A 20,162-nucleotide genomic window follows, 5' to 3' on the forward strand; every position below is an offset into this window, starting at 1 on the left:
CCAGGGGGACGTTGGCGAAACCCCCAAGCGCACGGGCCGGCGCGGCCCACCCCCCAGGGCCAAGGAAGACCGGCATTTTGTGACGGCGTTGGCGCGTGGGCTAGAGGTGTTGTCCTGTTTTCGGACCGGCGAGAGTGCCCTGAGCAATCAGGAACTCGCACAGCGCTGCAAATTGCCCAAGAGTACGGTGACGCGGCTGACCATGACGCTCACCAAGCTGGGTTACCTCATACACGTCTCCGACAGCGGTCGCTACCGTCTCGGCACGGCGTGCCTGGCGCTCGGGAGCGCCATGTTGACCCGGTTGGATGTACGCAAGATCGCCCGACCGCTGATGCAGGAACTGGCCACCTACTCGAACTCCACTGTCTCGCTGGGGGTTCGCGACAAGTTGTCAATGATCTATGTGGAGCATTGCCGCAGCGCTGCCGCCCTCACGCTCACGCTTGATGTGGGTTCGCGCATGCCGATCGCAACGTCGGCCATGGGCCGCGCATGGCTGGCCACGGTGTTCGAGCGTGAGCGGCTGAACGTGATGGAGCAGGTTCGCGAACTGGACGACTTCGCCTGGCCCGCGATCCAGCGGGGCATCGAGCAGTCCTTGCGAGACTACGCCGAACTGGGTGTCACCTGCTCGTTCGGCGATTGGCAAAAGGACGTGAACGGCATCGCGCGGGCCTTCGATCCCGGCAACGGCTTGCCCATGATGGCCATCAACGTCGGTGGGCCTGCCTTCAGTCTCTCGCCCGAGTTTCTATTGCAGGAAGTGCGCCCCCGGTTGATCGACCTCGTCAATCGCCTGGAAGCGTCATTGCCTCATTGATCGGACTGCCCACCGCGCGTGGCTGGATGGACGCGCCACACCTGGAAAGTGGTGCGGCTCAGAACCAGTCGGCCGAAGTGGTCAGCACCGTGTCGTCGGCACTCCGCAACAAGGCCAGTTGCGAGGTCACTCTCGGCAGTTCCCAGCGGAAGAACCAGCGGCTGGCCTGCAGCTTGCCGCGGTAGAAAGACCGATCAGCCTCGCTGGCGCCGGCCTTCAGGGCCCGTTCCGCCACGACGGCTTGACGTAGCCAAGACCATGCGATGACAAGATGTCCAAAGGCATCGAGGAACAAATGCGCGTTGGCCAGGCTGGTGCGGGGATCACTGACCAACGAGGCTCGCAGTGTTTCTACGGTGGCTCTGACGTCTGCCCAGGCCGCCCCCAACTCCAGCGCGTAGACACGCAGTTCAGGCAAGTCGGCCGCTTGGTCGAGCGTCGTCTGGACGTGTTTGCCGAACAAGTCGAGCGCAGCCCCCTGCTTCATCAGTACCTTGCGACCGAGCAGATCCATGGCCTGGATTCCATGGGTGCCCTCGTGGATCATGTTCAGCCGGTTGTCGCGCCAGTACTGTTCCACCGGGTATTCACGGGTGTAGCCATAGCCACCCAGTACCTGAATGGCCAGGCTGTTCGCCTCCAGGCACCATTGACTGGGCCACGACTTCACCACCGGCGTGAGCAGATCCAGCAGGAGCGCCGCCTCAGAGCGGGCCTGCTCGGTCTCGCCGGTCTTCTGCTCGTCCACCAGTCGAGCCGCGGTCATGGCCAATGAGTAGGCCCCCTCGACGTAGGCCTTCTGCGCCAACAGCATGCGGCGCACGTCAGCGTGCTCGATCAACGGCAGCTGCGGTGCGGTGGGATCCTTGGCGCCGGGGTGCCGGCCTTGCACGCGCTCGCGCGCGTAAGCCAGTGAGGCCAGGTAGCCGCGATAGCCCAGCATGATGGCGCCCATGCCCACGCCGATCCGAGCTTCGTTCATCATGTGGAACATGCAGGCCAGGCCTTCATTGGGTGATCCGATCAACTCACCCACGCACTGGTTGTTCTCGCCGAACGACAGCATGGTGGACGTGGTGCCGCGCCAGCCGCACTTGTGAATCAGCCCGGCCAACGCCACGTCGTTGGGCTCGCCCACACAGCCCTGGTCATCCACCCGATGCTTTGGCACGATGAAGAGCGACAGACCGCGCACGCCGGCCGGCGCGTCGGGCAGCCGGGCCAAGACCAAGTGCACGATGGTTTCGGCCAGTTCATGATCGCCGCCCGAAATGAAGATCTTTTGGCCGCGGATGGCGTAGTGACCGTCAGCGAGCGGAGTCGCGCGGGTGCACAGATCCGACAAGCTGGAGCCGGCTTGCGGTTCCGTGAGGGCCATGGTGCCGAAAAACCGGCCTGCGCGCAGCCCGCCCAGGTAGCGGCGCTTCTGGGCTTCGCTGCCGAAACGGCGGATCACGTTGCCGTTGGCCGCCGTGAGGCCGACATACGAGGTGGTGGCGATGTTGGCGCTGCGGAACAGCGACCAGCAGGCTTGCGCCACCAGCACAGGCAACTGCATGCCGCCATTGGCTTCGTCGTCGGTGGCAGAGAGAAAGCCGGCTTCGCAAAAGGCCCGCAACGCGGGTGCCACCGCCGCCACCATCTGCACGCGACCGTCGACGAACTGGGGTTCTGTCTCGTCGGCCTCGCGGTTGTGGGGCGCAAACAGGTCCAGGGCGATGGCCTGGGCGGTCGCAATGGCCGCCTCGAAGGTTTCACGGCTGTGCTCGGCGTAGCGGGGACGCCGGGTCAGTGACACAGCATCCAGTACTTCGAAAAGCTGGAACGACAAGTCGCGAGAAGAAATGAGGTCGTGAGGGGTCATCTGTTTCAGCCCAGTGCCGGTGGATCGCTCGTTGGCGGGACGGCATTCCGCGTTGCCCCGCTTTACAAACCTGATAAGACCTCACTATCATAGACCGTATTGCGGAATAGAAAACTGCACAGCAGAACAAAACCAGGGGTCATCGTCGCGCCCTCCCCCATTCTTCTCATCGCTGCCCAGGAAACCATGGACAACCTCGACTACGCCCTGCACGGCACGGTGGCCGTGCTGACAATGAACACCCCGCCCGTCAATGGCCTCGGCCACGCCCTTCGCGGTGACATCGTGACCGGGCTGGATCAGGCGCTGGCCGATCCGGCGATCACAGCCATCGTGCTCACCGGCGGCAACAAGGTCTTCTCGGGGGGCGCCGATGTGCGCGAGTTCGGCACACCGAAATCGGCGATGTCACCCAACTTGCCGGATGTGATCCGCGCGCTCGAGGGCTCGTCCAAGCCTGTGGTGGCGGCGCTGGCAGGACACGCGCTGGGCGGTGGACTGGAGTTGGCGCTGGGCTGCCATTGGCGCGTTGCCAGGAAGGACGCGATCCTTGGCCTGCCCGAGGTGAAATTGGGTCTGCTGCCCGGGGCCGGAGGCACGCAACGGCTGCCGCGCGCCATCGGTCTGGAGGCGGCATTGAACATGATCGTCTCGGGCGAGCCGCAGCAGGCCGCCGGCTTTGCCGGGACCGCCCTCGTGGACGAGCTGGTGGAAGGCGACCTGCTGCCGGCGGCCGTGGCCTTCGCTCTGCGCGTGGTGTCAGAAAGCCGGCCACTGCGCCGCCTGCGCGACGTGAAGATGGCCACCGCCGGGGCTGATGCGTTTGTCCAGTTCGCCCGCAACAGCGCGAAGGCTGCCGCCAAGGGCCTGCCTGCACCGGTGCAGTGCGTGGAGTGCGTGGCCGACAGCGTGACGCAGCCCTTCGATGAAGGCCTCAGGCGCGAGCGCGCAGCCTTCTTCGCGTTGATGAACACGCCCGAGTCGCGTGCCGCGCGCCACGTGTTCGCAGCCGAGCGCGCGGCCGGCAAGATCCCCGACCTGCCCGACGGAACAGCCACCCGTCCCATCGCCAAGGTGGGCGTGGTCGGGGCCGGCACCATGGGTGGCGGGATCACGATGAACTTCCTCAACATCGGCCTGCCCGTGGTGGTGCTGGAAACCTCGCAGGAGGCCTTGGACCGTGGCCTGGCCACGGTGCGTCGCAACTACGAATCCAGCGCCAAGAAGGGCAAGCTCACCGCCGAGCAGGTGGAGCACCGCATGGGCCTGATCACGCCCACGCTGGACTACGCCGCCTTCGCCGATGTGGATCTGGTGATCGAGGCGGTGTTCGAGCAGATGGACGTGAAGCAGAAGGTTTTCAGCCAGCTCGACGCGGTGTGCAAGCCCGGTGCCATCCTGGCCTCCAACACCTCCTACTTGGACATCAACACCATCGCCAGCTTCACCAAGCGTCCGCAGGACGTGCTGGGCCTGCACTTCTTCAGCCCGGCCAACATCATGCGGCTGCTGGAGATCGTGCGCGGTGCGCAAACCGCCCCCGACGTGCTGGCCACCGCCATGGCGCTGGGCAAGAAGATCAAGAAGGTCGCCGTGGTGTCGGGCGTCTGCGACGGCTTCATCGGCAACCGCATGCTGGCGCGCTACGGCGCCGCGGCCTACGGCTCGGTCAACGCCGGTGCGTCGCCGCAGCAGGTGGACAGGGCGCTGGAGCGTTTCGGCTTTGCGATGGGGCCGTTCCGCGTGGGCGATCTGGCCGGGCTGGACATCGGCTGGGCCACGCGCAAGCGCAAGGCCGCCGAGGCGGGCAGACCCTTCGAGCCGGTTGTGGCCGACAAGCTCTGCGAGCTGGGCCGCTACGGCCAAAAGACCGGCGCCGGCTGGTACCGATACGAACCCGGCGTGCGCGAGCCGCTGGCCGACCCGGTGGTGGATCAGCTGGTTGCCGACTACCGCACCGCCAAGGGCTGCACGCCGCGCACGGTCAGCGACGAAGAGGTGATCGAGCGCGGCATCTACGCGCTCGTCAACGAGGGCGCACGCATCCTGGAGGAGGGCATCGCCGTGCGTGCTTCGGATGTGGACCTGGTTTACCTCAACGGCTACGGCTTTCCCAAGCACCGCGGCGGCCCGATGCGCTATGCCGATGAGATGGGTCTGGCCAACGTCGTGCGGGCCTTGCGCCGCTTCGCCGCCGAGCCCGGCGCCGACCCCAGCTGGCAACCCGCGCCCCTGCTGGTTCGTCTGGCCGATGAAGGCAAGAGCTTCAATTGATTCCGGAGTTTCGAGATGACCGACGCAGTGATTGTTTCCACCGCCCGCACAGCTCTGGCCAAGAGCTGGAAGGGCGCCTTCAACATGACCTATGGCGCCACGCTGGGTGGCCACGCCGTGGCGCACGCCGTCGCCCGAGCCGGCGTCGATCCTGGTGAGATCGAAGACTGCATCATGGGTGGCACCTTTGGCGAAGGAACCACCGGCGGCAACATCGCCCGGGCCATCGTGCTGCGGGCAGGCCTGCCCGTCAACACCGCCGGCCTCACCATCAACCGCTTCTGCTCGTCGGGCCTGCAGGCCATTGCGCTGGCGGCCCAGCGCGTGATCCTGGAGGGTGCACCCGCCATCGTGGCGGGCGGCGTGGAGAGCATCTCCTGCGTGCAGAACGAGGCCAACACCCACATGCGGCGTGACCCCTGGCTGCAGGAGCACAAGCCCGAGCTGTACTGGAGCATGCTGCAGACGGCCGAGACGGTGGCCAAGCGCTATGCCATCAGCAAGCAGGCCCAGGACGAGTACGGCGTGCGCAGCCAGTTGCGCGCCGCGGCCGCGCAGGCGGCCGGCAGGTTCGACGCCGAGATCGTGCCGATGACCACCACCATGGGCGTGGTCGACAAGGCCAGCGGCCGCATCACCACGAAGCAGGTGACCATCGCGGCCGACGAAGGCATCCGTGCCGATACCACCTTCGAGGCCGTCTCGCGGATCCGTTCGGCCTTGCCCGGCGGCGTGGTCACCGCCGGCAACGCCAGCCAGTTCAGTGACGGTGCCTCGGCCTGCGTGGTGATGAACGGACGGCGCGCCGAGCAGTTGGGCCTGGCACCGTTGGGCATCTTCCGCGGCTTTGCCGTGGCTGGCTGCGAGCCCGACGAGATGGGCATCGGCCCCATCTACGCCGTGCCCCGCCTGCTGCAGCGCGCGGGCCTGAAGGTCAGCGACATCGGACTGTGGGAACTCAACGAAGCCTTTGCGTGCCAGGTGCTGTACTGCCGCGACAAGCTGGGCATCCCTGACGAACTGCTCAACGTCAATGGGGGCGCCATCGCGGTGGGCCATCCCTACGGCGTCAGCGGCTCGCGCCTGACCGGCCATGCGCTGATCGAGGGCAAGCGTCGTGGCGCCAGGTACGTGGTGGTGACCATGTGCATCGGTGGTGGTCAGGGCGCGGCCGGTCTCTTCGAGGTGTGCTGAGATGGCCATCCAGGACCTGTTCAAGCTCGACGGCCAAGTGGCCCTGGTGACGGGCGGTTCGCGCGGACTGGGTCTGCAGATGGCCCGCGCGCTGGGCGAGATGGGCTGCAGGCTGGCCATCACCGCGCGCAAGGCAGACGAGCTGGCCGAGGCGCAGGCGAGCCTCGAGGCCGCCGGCCTCTCGGTGCTCTCCGTGGTCGCCGACCTGCAGCGATCCGAGGCCATTGCGCCCTTGGTGCAGACCGTGCGCGACCAGTTGGGCGAGATCGACATCCTCGTCAACAACGCTGGTGCCACGTGGGGCGCGCCGGCCGAGGACTACCCCGACGAGGCCTGGCACAAGGTGATCAACCTGAACCTCAACGCACCGTTCTTCCTGGCGCGCGAGGTGGGCCGCCGCAGCATGATCCCGCGGCGGCACGGCAAGATCATCAACGTGGCCTCGGCAGCAGGCCTCAAGGGCATGGGCCCGGGCGTACACACCATCGCTTACAACACCTCCAAGGCCGGGTCCATCAACTTCACCCGCGCGCTGGCCAGCGAATGGGGTCGCTACAACATCAACGTCAACGCCATCTGCCCGGGCTTCTTCCCCTCGAAGATGTCGGCAGGCCTGCTCGACAAGATCGGCGACGCCGTGCTGGCGCGCACGCCCCTGCAGCGCCTGGGCGGCAACGAGGACCTGATGGGCGCCGTGGTATTCCTGGCCAGCGAAGCCTCGCGCCACGTCACCGGCCAGTACCTGGCGGTGGACGGCGGCGCCTCGGCCATCTGACGCGCATGATCCCCGCACGGCCGCCCGAAGGGGCGAATCCGCCATCGGAAGGGCCGAGCCACAGGCCCAAGGCGGCACCAATGGGCAACGACAACGACCCCTCGAACGCCTACACCGGCACCCAGCCGGTGGTGGCCCGGAACGCCTTTGACGAAGCGCGTTTGCTGGCCTGGTTGCGCCCCCGCATGCCGGGGCTGGACGGACCAGTGCAGATCGCGCAGTTCAAGGGCGGCCAGTCCAACCCTACGTTCCTGCTTGCAGCAGGAGAACGGCGCTTCGTGATGCGCCGCAGGCCGCCGGGTCAGCTGCTGCCGTCGGCCCATGCGGTGGACCGTGAATACCGTGTCATCGGCGCACTGGCCGGCACCGACGTGCCGGTGGCGAAGGTGCATGTGCTGTGCCAGGACCCGGAGGTCATCGGCACCGACTTCTACGTGATGGACCACGTCGATGGCCGCATCTTCTGGGACCCGCAGCTGCCCGGCATGAGCGGCGCGGAGCGCGGCGCCATCTACGACGAGATGAACCGCGTGATGGCCGCACTGCACCGCGTGGATCCTGCGGCGACAGGGCTGGCCGACTACGGTCAGCCCGGCGGCTACATGGCGCGCCAGGTAGCCCGCTGGACCCGGCAGTACAAGGCGGCCGAGACCGAGCCCATCGCCGCCGCCGATGCATTGATCGCCTGGCTGCCGCAGCACCTGCCGGCGCAGAGCGAGACGCGCATCGTGCATGGCGACTACCGGCTCGACAACGTCATCTTCCACCCCAGCGAGCCTCGCATCCTGGCAGTGCTCGACTGGGAACTGTCCACGTTGGGAGACCCGCTCGTGGACTTCGCCTACCACTGCATGAGCTGGCGCATGGCCCCCGGCGCCGCACGCGGCCTGGCAGGGGCCGATCTGGCCGCACTCGGCATCCCGACCGAGGCCGAATACCGTGCCCTCTACATGGCCCGATGCGGGCGCCATGCGCCGGTATCGGACGCGGACTGGACCTGTTACCTGGTCTTCAACATGTTCCGGCTGGTGGGCATCCTGCAAGGGATTGCCAAGCGGGCCTGCCAGGGCAACGCCTCGAACGCCACCGCCGTGGAAACCGGAAAGCGCGCACGGCCCCTGGCCGAGCAGGCCTGGGCCCTGGCCCGAACACTCTGAGCGAGAAAGCAGCACCATGGATTTCGATCTGTCCCCCAAGGTTCGCGACCTGCAACAGCGTCTGACGGCCTTCATGGAAGCCCATGTCTACCCGGCAGAAGCGCGGTTCGAAGCCGAGATGACCGCCTTCCGCGCCGCCGGCAACGCCTGGCAACCGGCCCCGGTGATGGAGGCGCTGAAGGCCCAGGCCCAGGTCGAGGGGCTTTGGAACCTGTTCCTGCCCGAATCGCCTCTGGGTGCCGGGCTGACCAACGCCGAATACGCGCCGCTGGCCGAGATCATGGGCCGCTCGCCCATCGGGTCCGAGCCTTTCAACTGCTCGGCGCCGGACACCGGCAACATGGAGACGCTGGTGCGCTACGGCTCGCCCGAGCAGCAGGCGCAATGGCTCCAGCCCCTGCTGGCCGGTGAAATCCGCTCGGGCTTTGCGATGACCGAGCCGGACGTGGCGTCCAGCGACGCCACCAACATCGAAGCCCGCATCACTCGCGACGGTGATGACTACGTCATCAATGGCCGCAAATGGTGGACCAGTGGCGCCAACGACCCGCGTTGCAAGATATTGATCTTCATGGGCAAGACCGCCCCCGACCACATCAACCGTCACCAGCAGCAATCCATGGTGCTGGTGCCCATGGACACGCCCGGCGTGAAGGTGCTGCGCCACCTCTCGGTGTTCGGCTACGACGATGCGCCGCACGGCCACGCCGAAGTGGATTTCGTCAATGTGCGCGTGCCCGTCAGCAACGTGCTGCTGGGCGAAGGCCGTGGCTTCGAGATCGCGCAGGGCCGCCTCGGGCCGGGCCGCATCCACCACTGCATGCGCGCCATCGGTCGCGCCGAGCGCGCGCTCGAAGACATGTGTCGGCGCAGCCTTTCGCGCACCACGTTCGGCCGCAAGCTGTCCGACCAGGGCGTCACGCGCGAGCGCATCGCGCAGTCGCGCATCCTGATCGACCAGGCGCGCCTCCTGGTGCTGCATGCCGCCTGGAAGATGGACAAGGTGGGCAACAAGGGCGCCAGGCAGGAGATCGCGATGATCAAGGTGGCGGCCCCCGCCATGGCGCTGCAGGTGATCGACTGGTCGATGCAGGTGCACGGCGGTGCCGGCGTGAGCCAGGACTTCGGCCTGGCCCGCTCCTATGCGAGCACCCGCACGCTGCGCTATGCCGACGGTCCCGACGAAGTGCATCGCAATGCCATCGCCAAGGTGGAACTGGCACGTTACCTTTGAGCGTCCAAATGAATGAACTGCACTTCCAGCACTGGCCCGCGGGCCAGTCGCGTCACCTGACGCTGCCCGCCACGCACCTGTTCCACAACGTCGAGGTCTCGGCGGCCCGCTTTCCGGACAAGGCCTTCACCATCTTCTACGACAGTGCGCTGAGCTACGCCGACTTCCAGGCCGAAGCCGAACGCATCGCCGGCTTCCTGCAGCACGACTGCGGTGTGGCCAAGGGCGACCGCGTGCTGCTGGACATGCAGAACTGTCCGCAGTGGGTGTTGGCCTACTACGGCATCCTGCGCGCCGACGCCGTGGTGGTGCCGGTCAACCCGATGAACAAGCACGACGAACTGCGCCACTACGTGGCCGATTCGGGTGCCCGTGTCGCCTTCACCGCCCAGGAATTGTTGCCCGAGTTGCAACCGATGCTGGGCGAGCCCGGCGGGCTGCAACACCTCATCGTGGCCACCTACAGCGACCATCTGCGCACGCCCACCGACTTGAAGGTTCCCGAGGTGGTGGCTGCCCCGCCCGTCGTCCTCAAGGGTGACGGTCTGGTGTCCTGGTCGGCGATGCTGGCTGCGGCGCGCACGCCTGGACCCTGCCAGGCCGGCCCCGATGACCTGGCGGTGATGCCCTACACCTCAGGGACCACGGGGCTGCCCAAGGGCTGCATGCACACGCACCGCAGCGTGATGAGCACAGCCGTGGCGGGCGTGCAATGGTTCACCCGCAACCAGGACTGGGTCGCCCTGTCGGTGCTGCCCTTTTTCCACGTCACCGGCATGGCCGGCGGCATGAACGGGCCCATCTACGTGGGCAGCACCATCGTCGTGCTGCCGCGCTGGGACCGCGACGCCGCAGCACAGTGCATCCAGCGCTACCGCGTGGCCACCTGGCAGTCGATCTCCACCATGGTGATCGACTTCGTCAACAACCCTCGCATCGGCGAGTACGACCTGTCCAGCCTGATCGGCATCCGCGGCGGCGGCGCCGCCATGCCGGCGGCCGTGTGCGCGAAACTGAAGTCGCTGACCGGGCTGGATTTCATCGAGGGCTACGGCATGTCGGAGACCATGGCCGCCACCCACATCAATCCGCCGCACCGGCCCAAGCCGCAATGTCTGGGCATTCCCGTCTACGACGTGGACGCGCGCCTGATCGATCCGGACACGCTGGCCGAGGTCGCCCCCGGTGAACACGGCGAGATCGTGGTGCACGGTCCACAGGTGATGCAGGGCTATTGGCGTCAGCCCGAGGGCACGCGTGAGGCCTTCATCACCCTCGACGGCAAGCGCTTCCTGCGCACCGGCGATCTGGCGCGTACCGACCAGGATGGCTACTTCTTCATGACCGACCGCCTGAAGCGCATGATCAATGCCAGCGGCTTCAAGGTCTGGCCTTCCGAGGTGGAGGCCATGATGTACCGCCATCCGGCCATCCAGGAAGCCTGCGTCATCGGTGCGCGCGACGAACGCCGAGGCGAGACGGTGAAGGCGCTGGTGGTGCTGCGTCCGGGGCTGGACCAGCCGCCAACAGCGGCCGACATCAGCGCCTGGTGCCATGAGCACATGGCGGCCTACAAGGTGCCGCGCCTGGTGGAGTTCGTCAGCGGCCTGCCCAAATCGGGCACCGGCAAGGTGATGTGGCGCGAACTGCAAGAGCAGCAGGCTGCGCGCGACGCCAAGCCTCAACAGTCCTGAAGGAGTCCCTCTCATGAACACTGCCCGCCAAGCCCGTGCTGTCGTCGCCCGTACCCTGGGCGGGCCGGTCACGGTGGAGACCATTCTGGTGGACCCGCCCAGGCGCAACGAGGTCACGATCCGCCTGGCCGCCTGCGGGGTGTGCCACTCCGACCTGTCCGCGACCAACGGCACGATCCCCTTCCCGATGCCGGTGGTGCTTGGTCACGAAGGCGCCGGCACGGTGGTCGAAGTCGGAGAGGGCGTCACGGCCTTCCGGGTCGGCGACCGCGTCATCAGCTCCTTCGTCAGCATGTGCGGCCATTGCCGCTACTGCCAGACCGGCCGGCCCCAGCTATGCGACCAGGCTGCCAAGGCGGGCACCACGCTGCCCGACGGGACCTTGCGCACGCGGGATCTGCAAGGCAACCCACTCAACGTCTTCTCCGGCTGCGGCGTGATGGCCGAGTACGCCACGCTGCATGTGGACAACGTCGTACACGCCGCCAGCGACATTGCGCTGGACTGCTGCGCCCTGATCGGTTGCGGCGTGATGACCGGCGTCGGTGCCGTGGTGAATACCGCCAAGCTGACCGCAGGCAGCATCGCCATCGTTTTCGGCGCGGGCGGTGTGGGCCTGAACGCCATCCAGGGCTGTGCGTTGGCCGGCGCCTCGATGATCGTCGCGGTGGACCGCGTGGACAGCAAGCTGGAGATGGCCCGCCTGTTCGGCGCTACGCACACGGTCAACGCCTCGGGCGACGAGAACCTGGTCAAGACCTTGCGCAAGCTCACCGGTGGTGGCGCCGACTTCGCGTTTGAATGCGTAGGGCGGGGCGAGGTGGTGGCCCAAGCCTACGGTGCACTGCGCAAGGGCGGCACTGCAGTCGTGGTGGGCGTGGCGGGCGCCAAGGACATGACCAGCGTGCGCACCGCCAGCCTGACCTTCGAGGAAAAAACGCTCACCGGCAGCTACTTCGGCTCGGCCCGCCCGCGCGAGGACTTTCCGCGCCTGATGTCGCTGTACCGCAGTGGCCGGCTGAAGCTCGACGAGCTGATCACGCACCGCTACACCATAGACGAAGCCCCTCAGGCCTTTGAAGACCTGCACCAGGGCCGCAATGCGCGCGGCATGATCGTGTTCACGGTGGAAGACCTTCCGCAGAGACGTCCATAGCCATCCAGTCGCAATCACCCGCTCATTTCCACGGACACAGTCCATTGCGACGGTCCTGCAGGCAAAACCACCTGGGGGGTGTGGAACCGTTCCACACCCCAGAGACCTTCATCCCGCCAGGAACTGGGCAACCAGGTTCGCCAGCTCGTCCAGCCGCTCCGGCGCCATCGAGCCCGGAGCGATCTGGACCAGGGCCCCGCCCTTGGCTGTCAGGACGACCTCGGCGTGCTTGCCCGCGTGTTCGATCCGGATCGGTTCAAGGCTGGGCGCAGCGTCGGCGCTTTCCGCAGTCATGTGTCCGATCAGGTGCTCGAAGACGCGCTTGGCCAGCATCGGCCCCGACCGGCCTTTCAGTTGTGCAGCCCGGGCCAGCAGTGCCTCCGGCTCGGCCGCCAGTGCTGCGGCCAGTGGCTGACCCCAACGGAACTGCAGATCGAGTGGTGAAGGAAACGCGTCCAGCACCGCCTGCGGCAGATCCGCCAGCGTGACCGCCTTGGTCAGGGCGCTGTGGTCGACGCCCAGCGCACCGGCCAGCGCGCGCTTGGACGGGAAGAGCCCGGTGTCCAGCGCCCGGCGGTACATGACGCCCTGCTCCCAGGCGGTCAGGTCCTTGCGGACGCGGTTCTCGCGGTCCATCTCGATGAACAGCGTCCGGTCGTCCAGATCGGCCACCATGGCCAGCACCGGCAGCCCTTCCAGCAGGCAGGCCTCATGCCGGCGATGGCCGAAGACGATCTCGTAGCGGGGCGTCACCTCGCCCGGCTGCGCCGGGGTGCCGGGCGATTTCAGCGGTCGAATCTTGATGGGCTGGACATTGCCGCCAGCCTGCCGGATCTCTTCGCGCAGCTGGGCAAAGGCATCGCCGCTGAAGTTCGACGGGTGCCGGTTGGCCCAGCGGCTGCGCACGATCAGCCGAGGGTCGAGCACCTGCGTCGGGCTGCCGGCCACCAGCAACGCGGGCGGCGCGCTCACCGCGTCGGACGGCTCGGCCGCAGCGGCCGAGAACGACGGCAGCCGCCCGACCGCCATGGCCAGACGCCGTTCGCGTTCTGCCTGCTGGTCGGCACTCAGCAGACCCGAGGACTTGACCTGCATGATTCTGGGTTCCATGGGTTCAGCCCTTCCTGCGGGCACGGGTGGAGTCCGGCACCACCGGGATCTGTTCCGCCAGCTTGACGTCGAAGAACCCAACCAGCGAGCGGGTCAGGTCGATGATGGCCTTGGCGGCGGGGGAGTTGGGTTCGCGCTCCAGGATGGGGCCGCTCTCGGCATCGCTGTAGAGCGACACCTGGCGCGCGAACGAGGCATAGCGCGGGATGATGCAGGGATCGATCATGCCGGGGTAGGCCGCGCGCAGGATCTCCAGCGAGGCCTGGCAGGTCGTCTGGCGCGCGTCGTAGCCATTGGCGACGAGGTGGACGGTGGCACGCAGCTCCGGATAGGCGCGGTTCAGTTCGTGCAGGTTGTGCGCCAGCACCTCCATGGCCTTGATCGACTGCCCGTCCAGCATGACCACGGCCAGCACACGCTTGGCGGCATACATCAGCGCATTGCTGAGCTGCGAGGACCCGGGCGCCGAGTCGATCACGATCACGTCATAGGCCGACCACAGCTCGACATAGGCCTTGAACAGGCGCTCGACCACCGCCTCCCGGTTCATGATGGTGGACAGCCACGACTCGATGTTGGCCAGCGTGATGTCGCTGGCCAGCAGGTCCAGCATGCCGTCGGGGTAGATGGGCCGCAGGATCGACTCGTCGAACACGACCGGCCGGCCCTGTTCGTGGTCCCGGAGCGCGTGGCCGATGTGGCGGATCTTCTCGGAGGTCCAGTCGATGCCGAACAGGCTGGTCAGGGAGGCCTGGGGATCGGCATCGATCATCAGCACGCGGTGGCCCTGCATCGCCATGCAAGACGCGATGTTCGCCGCGATGGTCGTCTTGCCCACCCCGCCCTTGGCCATGCGGCAATAGATGATCGGCGGCATCAGGCCGAGCGGGCGCTGCGGCTCGTGCTCGATGCCCATCATGCGCAGACGGGCTTGCCGGATCTGCAGTGGGGTGTAGACGTTGTGGTAGGAGCCTTCGCCCTTGATTGGGGCAGGAAAGAAGGCTCTGAACGACTGTGCCGAGCCGGCCCAGCGGCTCAGCTCCATGGCCAGCTTGAGCTTGATCGCACCGCGCGGTGGCCCCATGCCGGGGGAAATCGTCTCGTCGGACAGATCGGTCGTGTCATCGGACATGGTGTGTCTCCTTGTCCGAATAATACATTTTTACATCAATTCATGCAAAATCTATTCAAAGATCTAATTGCAACATCAATTCGATGAATCCGCTTTGATGTTGTATCTGGCCAATCATGGCGTTCCGGGGTAACGGTTCCACGAATCGCCGTGTACTGCAGCGGCATACAGGCGCACGATCACCGATCCGAGCAGCCCATGCAGGACGTCCCCCTGGGCCGCGCGCCGCACGATCACGGCACTGAGCGAACCCTTGGAAGACAGTTCCTTGATCGCCAGATCGACCCAGACCTTGCGCTCTGCGGCCGGCATGGCCAGGAGTTCCTGCCGGATCGCGGCGATCCTGGCGTTCATCCAGTCGACCTGAACCTGCGCATCGACCTCCTGACGCGGCGCCACCGGACTGGCGATGGCAACAGGCTTCACGGTCGCTGCAAGCACCACGGGAATGGCCGCAGGAGCCGCCACCGCCTGCGGCTCGACCACCACCGCCGCATCGGTGCGCAGCAGCGTGCGCAGGTAGGAGTAGGCATCTTCGACCGGCGAGCGCCGGTTGTTGGCGATGCGCCGTTCCAGCACATCGAGCTTGAGTCGAACCGCCGCATCACCGAACTCGGTGAGCAGCCCATCCAGCTTGATTTCGCGAATGCCCAGGGATTCGGCCCGGAGCACCAGATTCGCGTCCACCGGGCCGCCCATGAGAGCGCCACTCCGAGGCGGCACATGCTTGCGTCGCACGGCAAACTGCACCTCGGTCACCGTGCGGCCCTGGCGGTGTTCGATCAGTTCGATCTCGATGTCGGTCTCGCGGTTGATCTCGTCCAGTGCCGGCTTGACCCGCTCGGACTTGAACTTGCGCCATTCGCGCCGCTCTGCCCCGCCGGGCGCCTGGTTCAGCGCATCCGACCACCAGTCGATCGACTTGCGGCTGGTCACGCCCGATGGATTGTCCCGGTAGCGGGCGCAGATCTCGTAGAGGGCCATGCCCGTGTAGGTCCCCAGCCGCGCCAGCACATCCAGATCGAGGCTGGCCCAGCGCTGCGGCTCACGCAGCACGCTCATGATGGACGGGGGATAGGACCAGGCCACCCAGTTCTCGCCGTTGCGCACTTCGATGGCCACCTCGGACAGCATCGAGAAGCCGCGCCACTTGACGCTGTCGCCCGGTGCCGTGGATTCCCAGTCCACTTCCAGACCGCGCATCTCGCGGAGATAGCGTTTGGCGGCGGTCCGGTCCTCGCCACTGGATCCCGTCGTTCTCAGCAGCGCCGGCAGCGGCGCCTCGAACAGGTAATCGGCCCGGGGCATGGTGTCCATCGCCAGCAGCCGCGACTGGGCAACCTGGAGCATCGCGTTGTAGAGCCGCCGCCCTGTCAGGGTCACCCGCCGTGACCGCGGGATCATGACGATCATCTCGTGCGGCTTGCGGAGTTCCGGTCCTTCGGCAACCGCGTCCCGGCTTCCAGGGGTGTTCATGGGTGATGACGTGAAGTGGCCCGCCATGATATGTCCAACCCTGTTTGGACACAATTCCAGCGCCGGCGCCACAGTGCCCCGCACAGCCGAGATGAAACGGGTAGATCCTGGACATTTTCTGGGGCGGTCGCGCCACCGTGCCACCGGATCGCACCGGGTAAAAGCTGGACACTTGGAAGGAACAACCGACAGCCACGCTGTGCGACGCGCAAAAGTGGGCGGACCGGCAAGGAGGCTCCAGCCGGGTAGCAGCTGGACGCTTTCCGGGTAGAAACCGTACGGATCCGGGAAAAAGCTGGACGATTCCGGGTAGAAGTTGGACAGACTGCAGCGGAAATCTTCTCTAAGTCATTGATATAAAAAGATTTTTTTTAATCCTTGGCCGCCTTAATCTCTTTAAGGACTTAGATTCTTTTAAATCTCCCGCCAGAGAAGTTTGCAAGGCCAGGAACGAACACGAACACCAGGCCAGTGCGTGGGCAATGACGGATGCGCCAGATCAGACGCTGGCGGTGTACGCAGCCGCCCGGTTCTGGTTGAATTTTCGAGAACTGAGGGGACAATCAAATCCTCTGCAACAGGAACGTTGACCCCATGAGCACCAAACTTGCGCCATCTGGTGAGGGCATCCGCATTCACCGAGCCCCGATTCGCCGACAGTCACTGGCCGATATCGAAGCCCAGGCCGCAAGGATCGCGGCCATGATGGGTCAGATTCGCACGGCCATGCTTCCACCGGCTTCGGTCAAGCAGGCGCCTGCCGTGAGCGCTGCGCAGCTTGCCGAACTGTGCGGCGTGGACAAGAGCAAGATCGCCTACCGGCTCACCCGTGGTGATCTGCCAGCAGGGACCATGGTCGGCAATCGGCGCGAGTGGGCCATGACCGATGCGCGGACCTGGGTGCGCGACCTGCGGCACGAGCACATGCGTCCGGCTCAAGCGGCGGGGACCACCATCACTGTCGCGAACTTCAAGGGCGGGGTGGCCAAGACAACCTCCGCGGTCACCCTGGCACAAGGACTTGCGATGCGGGGCCACCGGGTGCTGGTGGTGGACCTGGATCCACAGGGCTCGGCCACCACCCTGTTTGGCGTCCTCCCAGGCGCTGAAGTCGAACCCGAGCACACGGCCATGCTGCTGTTCTCCGGCGAGGAAGAGGATCTGAGCTATGCGATCCGTCCGAGCTATTGGCCAGGGATCGATCTCATCTGCGCCGCCCCCCTGCTCTTTGGTGCGGAGTTCGCTCTGCCCGCACGGCAGACCCGGGATCCGGGGTTCGAATTCTGGCGCTGTCTCGACCGTGGACTCGATCAGGCGCGCATGGACTATGACGTCATCCTGATCGACACGCCGCCCGCCTTGTCCTACGTGACGATCAACGCGCTGATGGCGGCCGATGGGGTCATCATGCCCCTGCCCCCCTCCGCACTCGACTTTGCCTCCTCGGCCCAGTTCTGGGATCTGTTCAGCGACCTCTGCAACCAGCTGATCCGCAGTCGGGGTCAGGACAAGACCTTCGAGTTCATTGACGTGCTGCTGTCACGGGTCGAATCTTCGGACGCGGCCAGCTCCGTGGTTCGGCAGTGGGTGCTCGAGGCCTACACGGACAAGGTGTTGCCGATCGAGATTCCGAAGACCTCGGTGGCGGCCACGGCTTCGGCCGAATTCGGGACCGTCTATGACCTGCCCCGAGGGGCCGTCAATTCGAAGACGTTCGGACGCGCCCGTGACGCGTTCGACCGGATGTGCGAACTGATCGAGCAGCAGATCGTGGCCGTGTGGGCGGCCCAGATCGAACAGATGGAGGGATGAGATGAAGAGCAACAAGTTACTGGACAAGGCGGCCAGGCTGGACTTCAGCAATCTGCCCGGAACCCTTCCGGCTGCGGAGGATGGCCATGCCCCCTCGCCGGGGCACGCCGCCCCCAAACCCAAGACGGCCCCAGGGGCCTTGATGGCGTTTGCCAACGAGACCCGCTCCGATCTTCTCAAGGAAAACGAGGTCTTGCGTGCACGAGCACAGGACTCGGAGGTATTGCGCAGCCGTCTGGATGACGCGCTGAGTGATCTGCAGCAGTGGGACGGCGCCAAGGCGGCGCGCCTGCTCGACGCCAGTCTGGTGCAACCGAGCCGCTATGCCAATCGACACCTCGCCAGTTTCGCCGGGAGTGACTACCTCAGACTCAAGGCGGAAATCCAGGATGCCGGTGGAAACGTTCAACCGATCAAGGTTCGTCCGAACCGTGGCGCCAAGGGCGAATTTTCCGAACGCTATGAAGTCGTGTTCGGGCACCGGCGCCTGAGAGCCTGCCAGGAACTCGGTCTGCCTGTGCTCAGCCTGATCGACCATCTGGATGACCAGGCGCTGTTCGTGGAGATGGAGCGGGAAAACCGGGCACGCAAGGATCTTTCTGCCTGGGAGCAGGGCACGATGTACCGGCGAGCCCTGGACATGGGGTTGTTCCCTTCGAACCGCAAGCTCTCCGAGGCGATCGGGGTTGACCTTAGTGCGCTGGGCAAAGCCCTGGCATTGGCCAACCTGCCCGAGTTCGTGGTGCAAGCGTTTCCGTCACCGCTGACCTTGCAGTTCCGATGGGCCAAACCGCTTGCAGATGCGATTGCCGCGAATCCCGACGAGGTGCGTGCAGAAGCGCAGAGACTGTCCAGTCAGCATGCCAAGCTGTCGGCTCGTGAGGTGTTCTCTCGGCTGACGGCCATCCGCGCCGAGTTGCAGGCGCAGGGGGTGGAACCGTTCCACCCCCCCACCGTCCGGGAGTCGATCACCGTCGACGGCCAGGAGCTGGCTTCCCTGACCGTGCAGCCGGACGGTCGCATCGAGATATCGATCGATGCAGGTGCGATGCCGGCCTCCGCGGAGCGGCTGAATTCGCTCAAGGGAGCCATCGTGGCCCTCCTGAAAAGTAGCCGGACTTCCTGAACGCGCGGACGTCCAAGGGGGGTGGAACCGTTCCACCCCCCCTACAGGCAAGTGCCATGCAATCCGTGGGGGCGCGAGGCGCGGAGGGTGCCGGTGTGGCCTTGGTCGCCGACGTGCGACCAGTCGCGCGCTGATGTCCAGCTTTTACCCGGTCAGCTGGATGGCTGGATCCTGTCCAGGCAACCCCTGTGACCGTCACACGATGGCGAAATCGATGAAGCCACGCTCGACGTTCGTCGACGTGAGTCGGACGCGAACCTGCTGGCCCACATGCAGGGCAGGAAGGCGGCCGACCAGCCTGCCTTCGGCCGGCGGCGAGACGATCCGCACCCAGGAGCCTGCATCGCCGTGGCCGGTCACCAGACCATCGAACGATTGGCCGATGCGCGGTGCCAGGAACAGCGCGGCCTCGGACTTGCGCATCCGTCGCTCGACCTTGCGTGCGGCATCTTCCTGCTGCGTGCAGTGCAGGGCCAGTGCTTCCAGTTCGTGCAGGCTGTAGGGGGGTGCGGCCGCGGCCAGCAGCGCCTTCATCATGCGCAGCGTGATCAGGTCCGGGAAGCGGCGATTGGGTGCGGTCGAATGGGTGTAGTCGCGTTCGGCCAGCCCGAAGTGTCCGATGGGTGTGGCGCCCGGGCGCTCGACCACATACTCGCCCGAGCCCATCAGCTTGACGACCACCAGCGACAGGTCCGGAAAGCGCAGCGGGTCGGCCTGGTGTCGCCGCGCCAGAAAACCTTCCAGCGCCTTGGAGTCCGGCGCATCGGGCAGTGATTCTCCATAGCTGCGGGCCAGTTCGACAATGCGCAGCCAGCGTTCAGGGGAGCGCACCACGCGGCGGATCGAGGCGCCGCCGTGTTCGGCCAGAAAGCGTGCCGTGCAGGTGTTGGTGGCGATCATCAGCTCTTCGATCAGCTGACGGGCACGGTTCTGTTCCTGCTGACGCAGATCCACCGCCTTGTCGCCTTCAAACACGACGCGGGGCTGGAAGGTCTCGAATTCCAGTGAACCCTGGGCATGCCGACGCCTCCGCAGGCACTGGGCCGTGGCGTCCTGCAGGTGCAGCTGGGCATCCATCCCTGGCACGGCACGCGCTGCGGCGGGCAACTCGCCAGTGCCGACAATCCACGCCGACACCGCGTCATAGGCCAGCTTGGCCTGGTTATGTACCCACGCCCTCCGCACGCTCGATCCGGTGACCCGGACGAAGCGACAAGCCCCGGGGTTCAGCCCGGGGTCGAGCGTTCAAGCCGGGACGGCTTGTCAACCGACATGTATGGAAATACAGTTGCCGGATGGAAGCCGTGAAGACCCTCAAGCTGCGCATCAAGGACA

At 66.0% G+C, this 20,162-nt stretch carries 15 protein-coding genes; 10 read left to right on the forward strand and 5 right to left on the reverse strand.

Annotated elements, in window-relative coordinates; genetic code table 11:
- Positions 1–79 precede the first annotated feature (79 nt).
- Positions 80–823 (forward strand): IclR family transcriptional regulator, encoded by a 744-nt coding sequence (locus AABN02_RS00130; protein WP_338412907.1) that lies wholly within the window; start codon positions 80–82, stop codon positions 821–823.
- Positions 824–881: 58 nt separating this feature from the next.
- Here AABN02_RS00130 and AABN02_RS00135 read toward each other — a convergent pair whose 3' ends face one another.
- Entirely contained in the window at positions 882–2,687 is a 1,806-nt protein-coding gene (locus AABN02_RS00135) for an acyl-CoA dehydrogenase (protein WP_338412893.1), read from the reverse strand.
- Positions 2,688–2,873: 186 nt separating this feature from the next.
- On the opposite strand from AABN02_RS00135, the gene AABN02_RS00140 reads away from it, so the two are divergent.
- The 7 genes from AABN02_RS00140 to AABN02_RS00170 all read left to right on the forward strand — a co-directional run bounded on the left by AABN02_RS00140 (position 2,874) and on the right by AABN02_RS00170 (position 12,171).
- Positions 2,874–4,961 (forward strand): 3-hydroxyacyl-CoA dehydrogenase NAD-binding domain-containing protein, encoded by a 2,088-nt coding sequence (locus AABN02_RS00140; protein WP_338412894.1) that lies wholly within the window; start codon positions 2,874–2,876, stop codon positions 4,959–4,961.
- Positions 4,962–4,976: 15 nt separating this feature from the next.
- Positions 4,977–6,155 carry an acetyl-CoA C-acyltransferase gene (locus tag AABN02_RS00145; RefSeq protein WP_338412895.1) on the forward strand — a complete coding sequence of 393 codons (1,179 nt, stop codon included), beginning with the start codon at positions 4,977–4,979 and terminating at the stop codon, positions 6,153–6,155.
- A 1-nt stretch (position 6,156) separates the two neighbouring features.
- Positions 6,157–6,930, forward strand: coding sequence for an SDR family oxidoreductase (locus AABN02_RS00150; protein ID WP_338412896.1), 774 nt, complete (start codon positions 6,157–6,159; stop codon positions 6,928–6,930).
- A gap of 80 nt (positions 6,931–7,010) precedes the next feature.
- Positions 7,011–8,087, forward strand: coding sequence for a phosphotransferase (locus AABN02_RS00155; protein WP_338412897.1), 1,077 nt, complete (start codon positions 7,011–7,013; stop codon positions 8,085–8,087).
- A gap of 16 nt (positions 8,088–8,103) precedes the next feature.
- Entirely contained in the window at positions 8,104–9,321 is a 1,218-nt protein-coding gene (locus AABN02_RS00160) for an acyl-CoA dehydrogenase family protein (RefSeq protein WP_338412898.1), read from the forward strand.
- 8 nt (positions 9,322–9,329) lie between these two features.
- Entirely contained in the window at positions 9,330–11,015 is a 1,686-nt protein-coding gene (locus AABN02_RS00165; RefSeq protein ID WP_338412899.1) for a long-chain fatty acid--CoA ligase, read from the forward strand.
- A gap of 13 nt (positions 11,016–11,028) precedes the next feature.
- Positions 11,029–12,171, forward strand: coding sequence for a Zn-dependent alcohol dehydrogenase (locus AABN02_RS00170; protein WP_338412900.1), 1,143 nt, complete (start codon positions 11,029–11,031; stop codon positions 12,169–12,171).
- Between the two features lie 108 nt (positions 12,172–12,279).
- Here AABN02_RS00170 and AABN02_RS00175 read toward each other — a convergent pair whose 3' ends face one another.
- The 3 genes from AABN02_RS00175 to AABN02_RS00185 form a co-directional block, all read right to left on the reverse strand.
- Positions 12,280–13,281, reverse strand: coding sequence for a ParB/RepB/Spo0J family partition protein (locus AABN02_RS00175; protein WP_338412901.1), 1,002 nt, complete (start codon positions 13,279–13,281; stop codon positions 12,280–12,282).
- 4 nt (positions 13,282–13,285) lie between these two features.
- The gene (locus AABN02_RS00180; RefSeq protein ID WP_338412902.1) at positions 13,286–14,413 is read right to left on the reverse strand and encodes a ParA family protein; all 1,128 of its coding nucleotides are present in this window, start codon (positions 14,411–14,413) and stop codon (positions 13,286–13,288) included.
- 114 nt (positions 14,414–14,527) lie between these two features.
- The gene (locus AABN02_RS00185; RefSeq protein WP_338412903.1) at positions 14,528–15,889 is read right to left on the reverse strand and encodes a replication initiation protein; all 1,362 of its coding nucleotides are present in this window, start codon (positions 15,887–15,889) and stop codon (positions 14,528–14,530) included.
- Between the two features lie 594 nt (positions 15,890–16,483).
- On the opposite strand from AABN02_RS00185, the gene AABN02_RS00190 reads away from it, so the two are divergent.
- Both AABN02_RS00190 and AABN02_RS00195 read left to right on the forward strand, forming a co-directional pair.
- On the forward strand, positions 16,484–17,701 hold the full coding sequence (locus AABN02_RS00190) for an AAA family ATPase (RefSeq protein ID WP_338412904.1): 1,218 nt from the start codon (positions 16,484–16,486) through the stop codon (positions 17,699–17,701).
- A gap of 1 nt (position 17,702) precedes the next feature.
- The gene (locus AABN02_RS00195; protein WP_338412905.1) at positions 17,703–18,827 is read left to right on the forward strand and encodes a ParB/RepB/Spo0J family partition protein; all 1,125 of its coding nucleotides are present in this window, start codon (positions 17,703–17,705) and stop codon (positions 18,825–18,827) included.
- Positions 18,828–19,022: 195 nt separating this feature from the next.
- On the opposite strand, the gene AABN02_RS00200 is transcribed toward AABN02_RS00195, so the two are convergent.
- Complete coding sequence (locus AABN02_RS00200) at positions 19,023–20,057, reverse strand: RNB domain-containing ribonuclease (RefSeq protein ID WP_338412908.1); 1,035 nt, start codon at positions 20,055–20,057, stop codon at positions 19,023–19,025.
- Between the last annotated feature and the right edge of the window lie 105 nt (positions 20,058–20,162).

Origin of the sequence: uncultured Sphaerotilus sp. (assembly GCF_963924895.1) — a bacterium.
In the GTDB taxonomy this organism is placed as follows: Bacteria; Pseudomonadota; Gammaproteobacteria; order Burkholderiales; family Burkholderiaceae_C; genus Sphaerotilus.

Bases quoted from the DNA above. Each gene is read 5' to 3' on its own strand.
- AABN02_RS00135 (WP_338412893.1), bottom strand. From the start codon at position 2,687: ATGACCCCTCACGACCTCATTTCTTCTCGCGACTTGTCGTTCCAGCTT.
- AABN02_RS00140 (WP_338412894.1), top strand. From the start codon at position 2,874: ATGGACAACCTCGACTACGCCCTGCACGGCACGGTGGCCGTGCTGACA.
- AABN02_RS00145 (WP_338412895.1), top strand. From the start codon at position 4,977: ATGACCGACGCAGTGATTGTTTCCACCGCCCGCACAGCTCTGGCCAAG.
- AABN02_RS00150 (WP_338412896.1), top strand. From the start codon at position 6,157: ATGGCCATCCAGGACCTGTTCAAGCTCGACGGCCAAGTGGCCCTGGTG.
- AABN02_RS00155 (WP_338412897.1), top strand. From the start codon at position 7,011: ATGGGCAACGACAACGACCCCTCGAACGCCTACACCGGCACCCAGCCG.
- AABN02_RS00160 (WP_338412898.1), top strand. From the start codon at position 8,104: ATGGATTTCGATCTGTCCCCCAAGGTTCGCGACCTGCAACAGCGTCTG.
- AABN02_RS00165 (WP_338412899.1), top strand. From the start codon at position 9,330: ATGAATGAACTGCACTTCCAGCACTGGCCCGCGGGCCAGTCGCGTCAC.
- AABN02_RS00170 (WP_338412900.1), top strand. From the start codon at position 11,029: ATGAACACTGCCCGCCAAGCCCGTGCTGTCGTCGCCCGTACCCTGGGC.
- AABN02_RS00175 (WP_338412901.1), bottom strand. From the start codon at position 13,281: ATGGAACCCAGAATCATGCAGGTCAAGTCCTCGGGTCTGCTGAGTGCC.
- AABN02_RS00180 (WP_338412902.1), bottom strand. From the start codon at position 14,413: ATGTCCGATGACACGACCGATCTGTCCGACGAGACGATTTCCCCCGGC.
- AABN02_RS00185 (WP_338412903.1), bottom strand. From the start codon at position 15,889: ATGAACACCCCTGGAAGCCGGGACGCGGTTGCCGAAGGACCGGAACTC.
- AABN02_RS00190 (WP_338412904.1), top strand. From the start codon at position 16,484: ATGAGCACCAAACTTGCGCCATCTGGTGAGGGCATCCGCATTCACCGA.
- AABN02_RS00195 (WP_338412905.1), top strand. From the start codon at position 17,703: ATGAAGAGCAACAAGTTACTGGACAAGGCGGCCAGGCTGGACTTCAGC.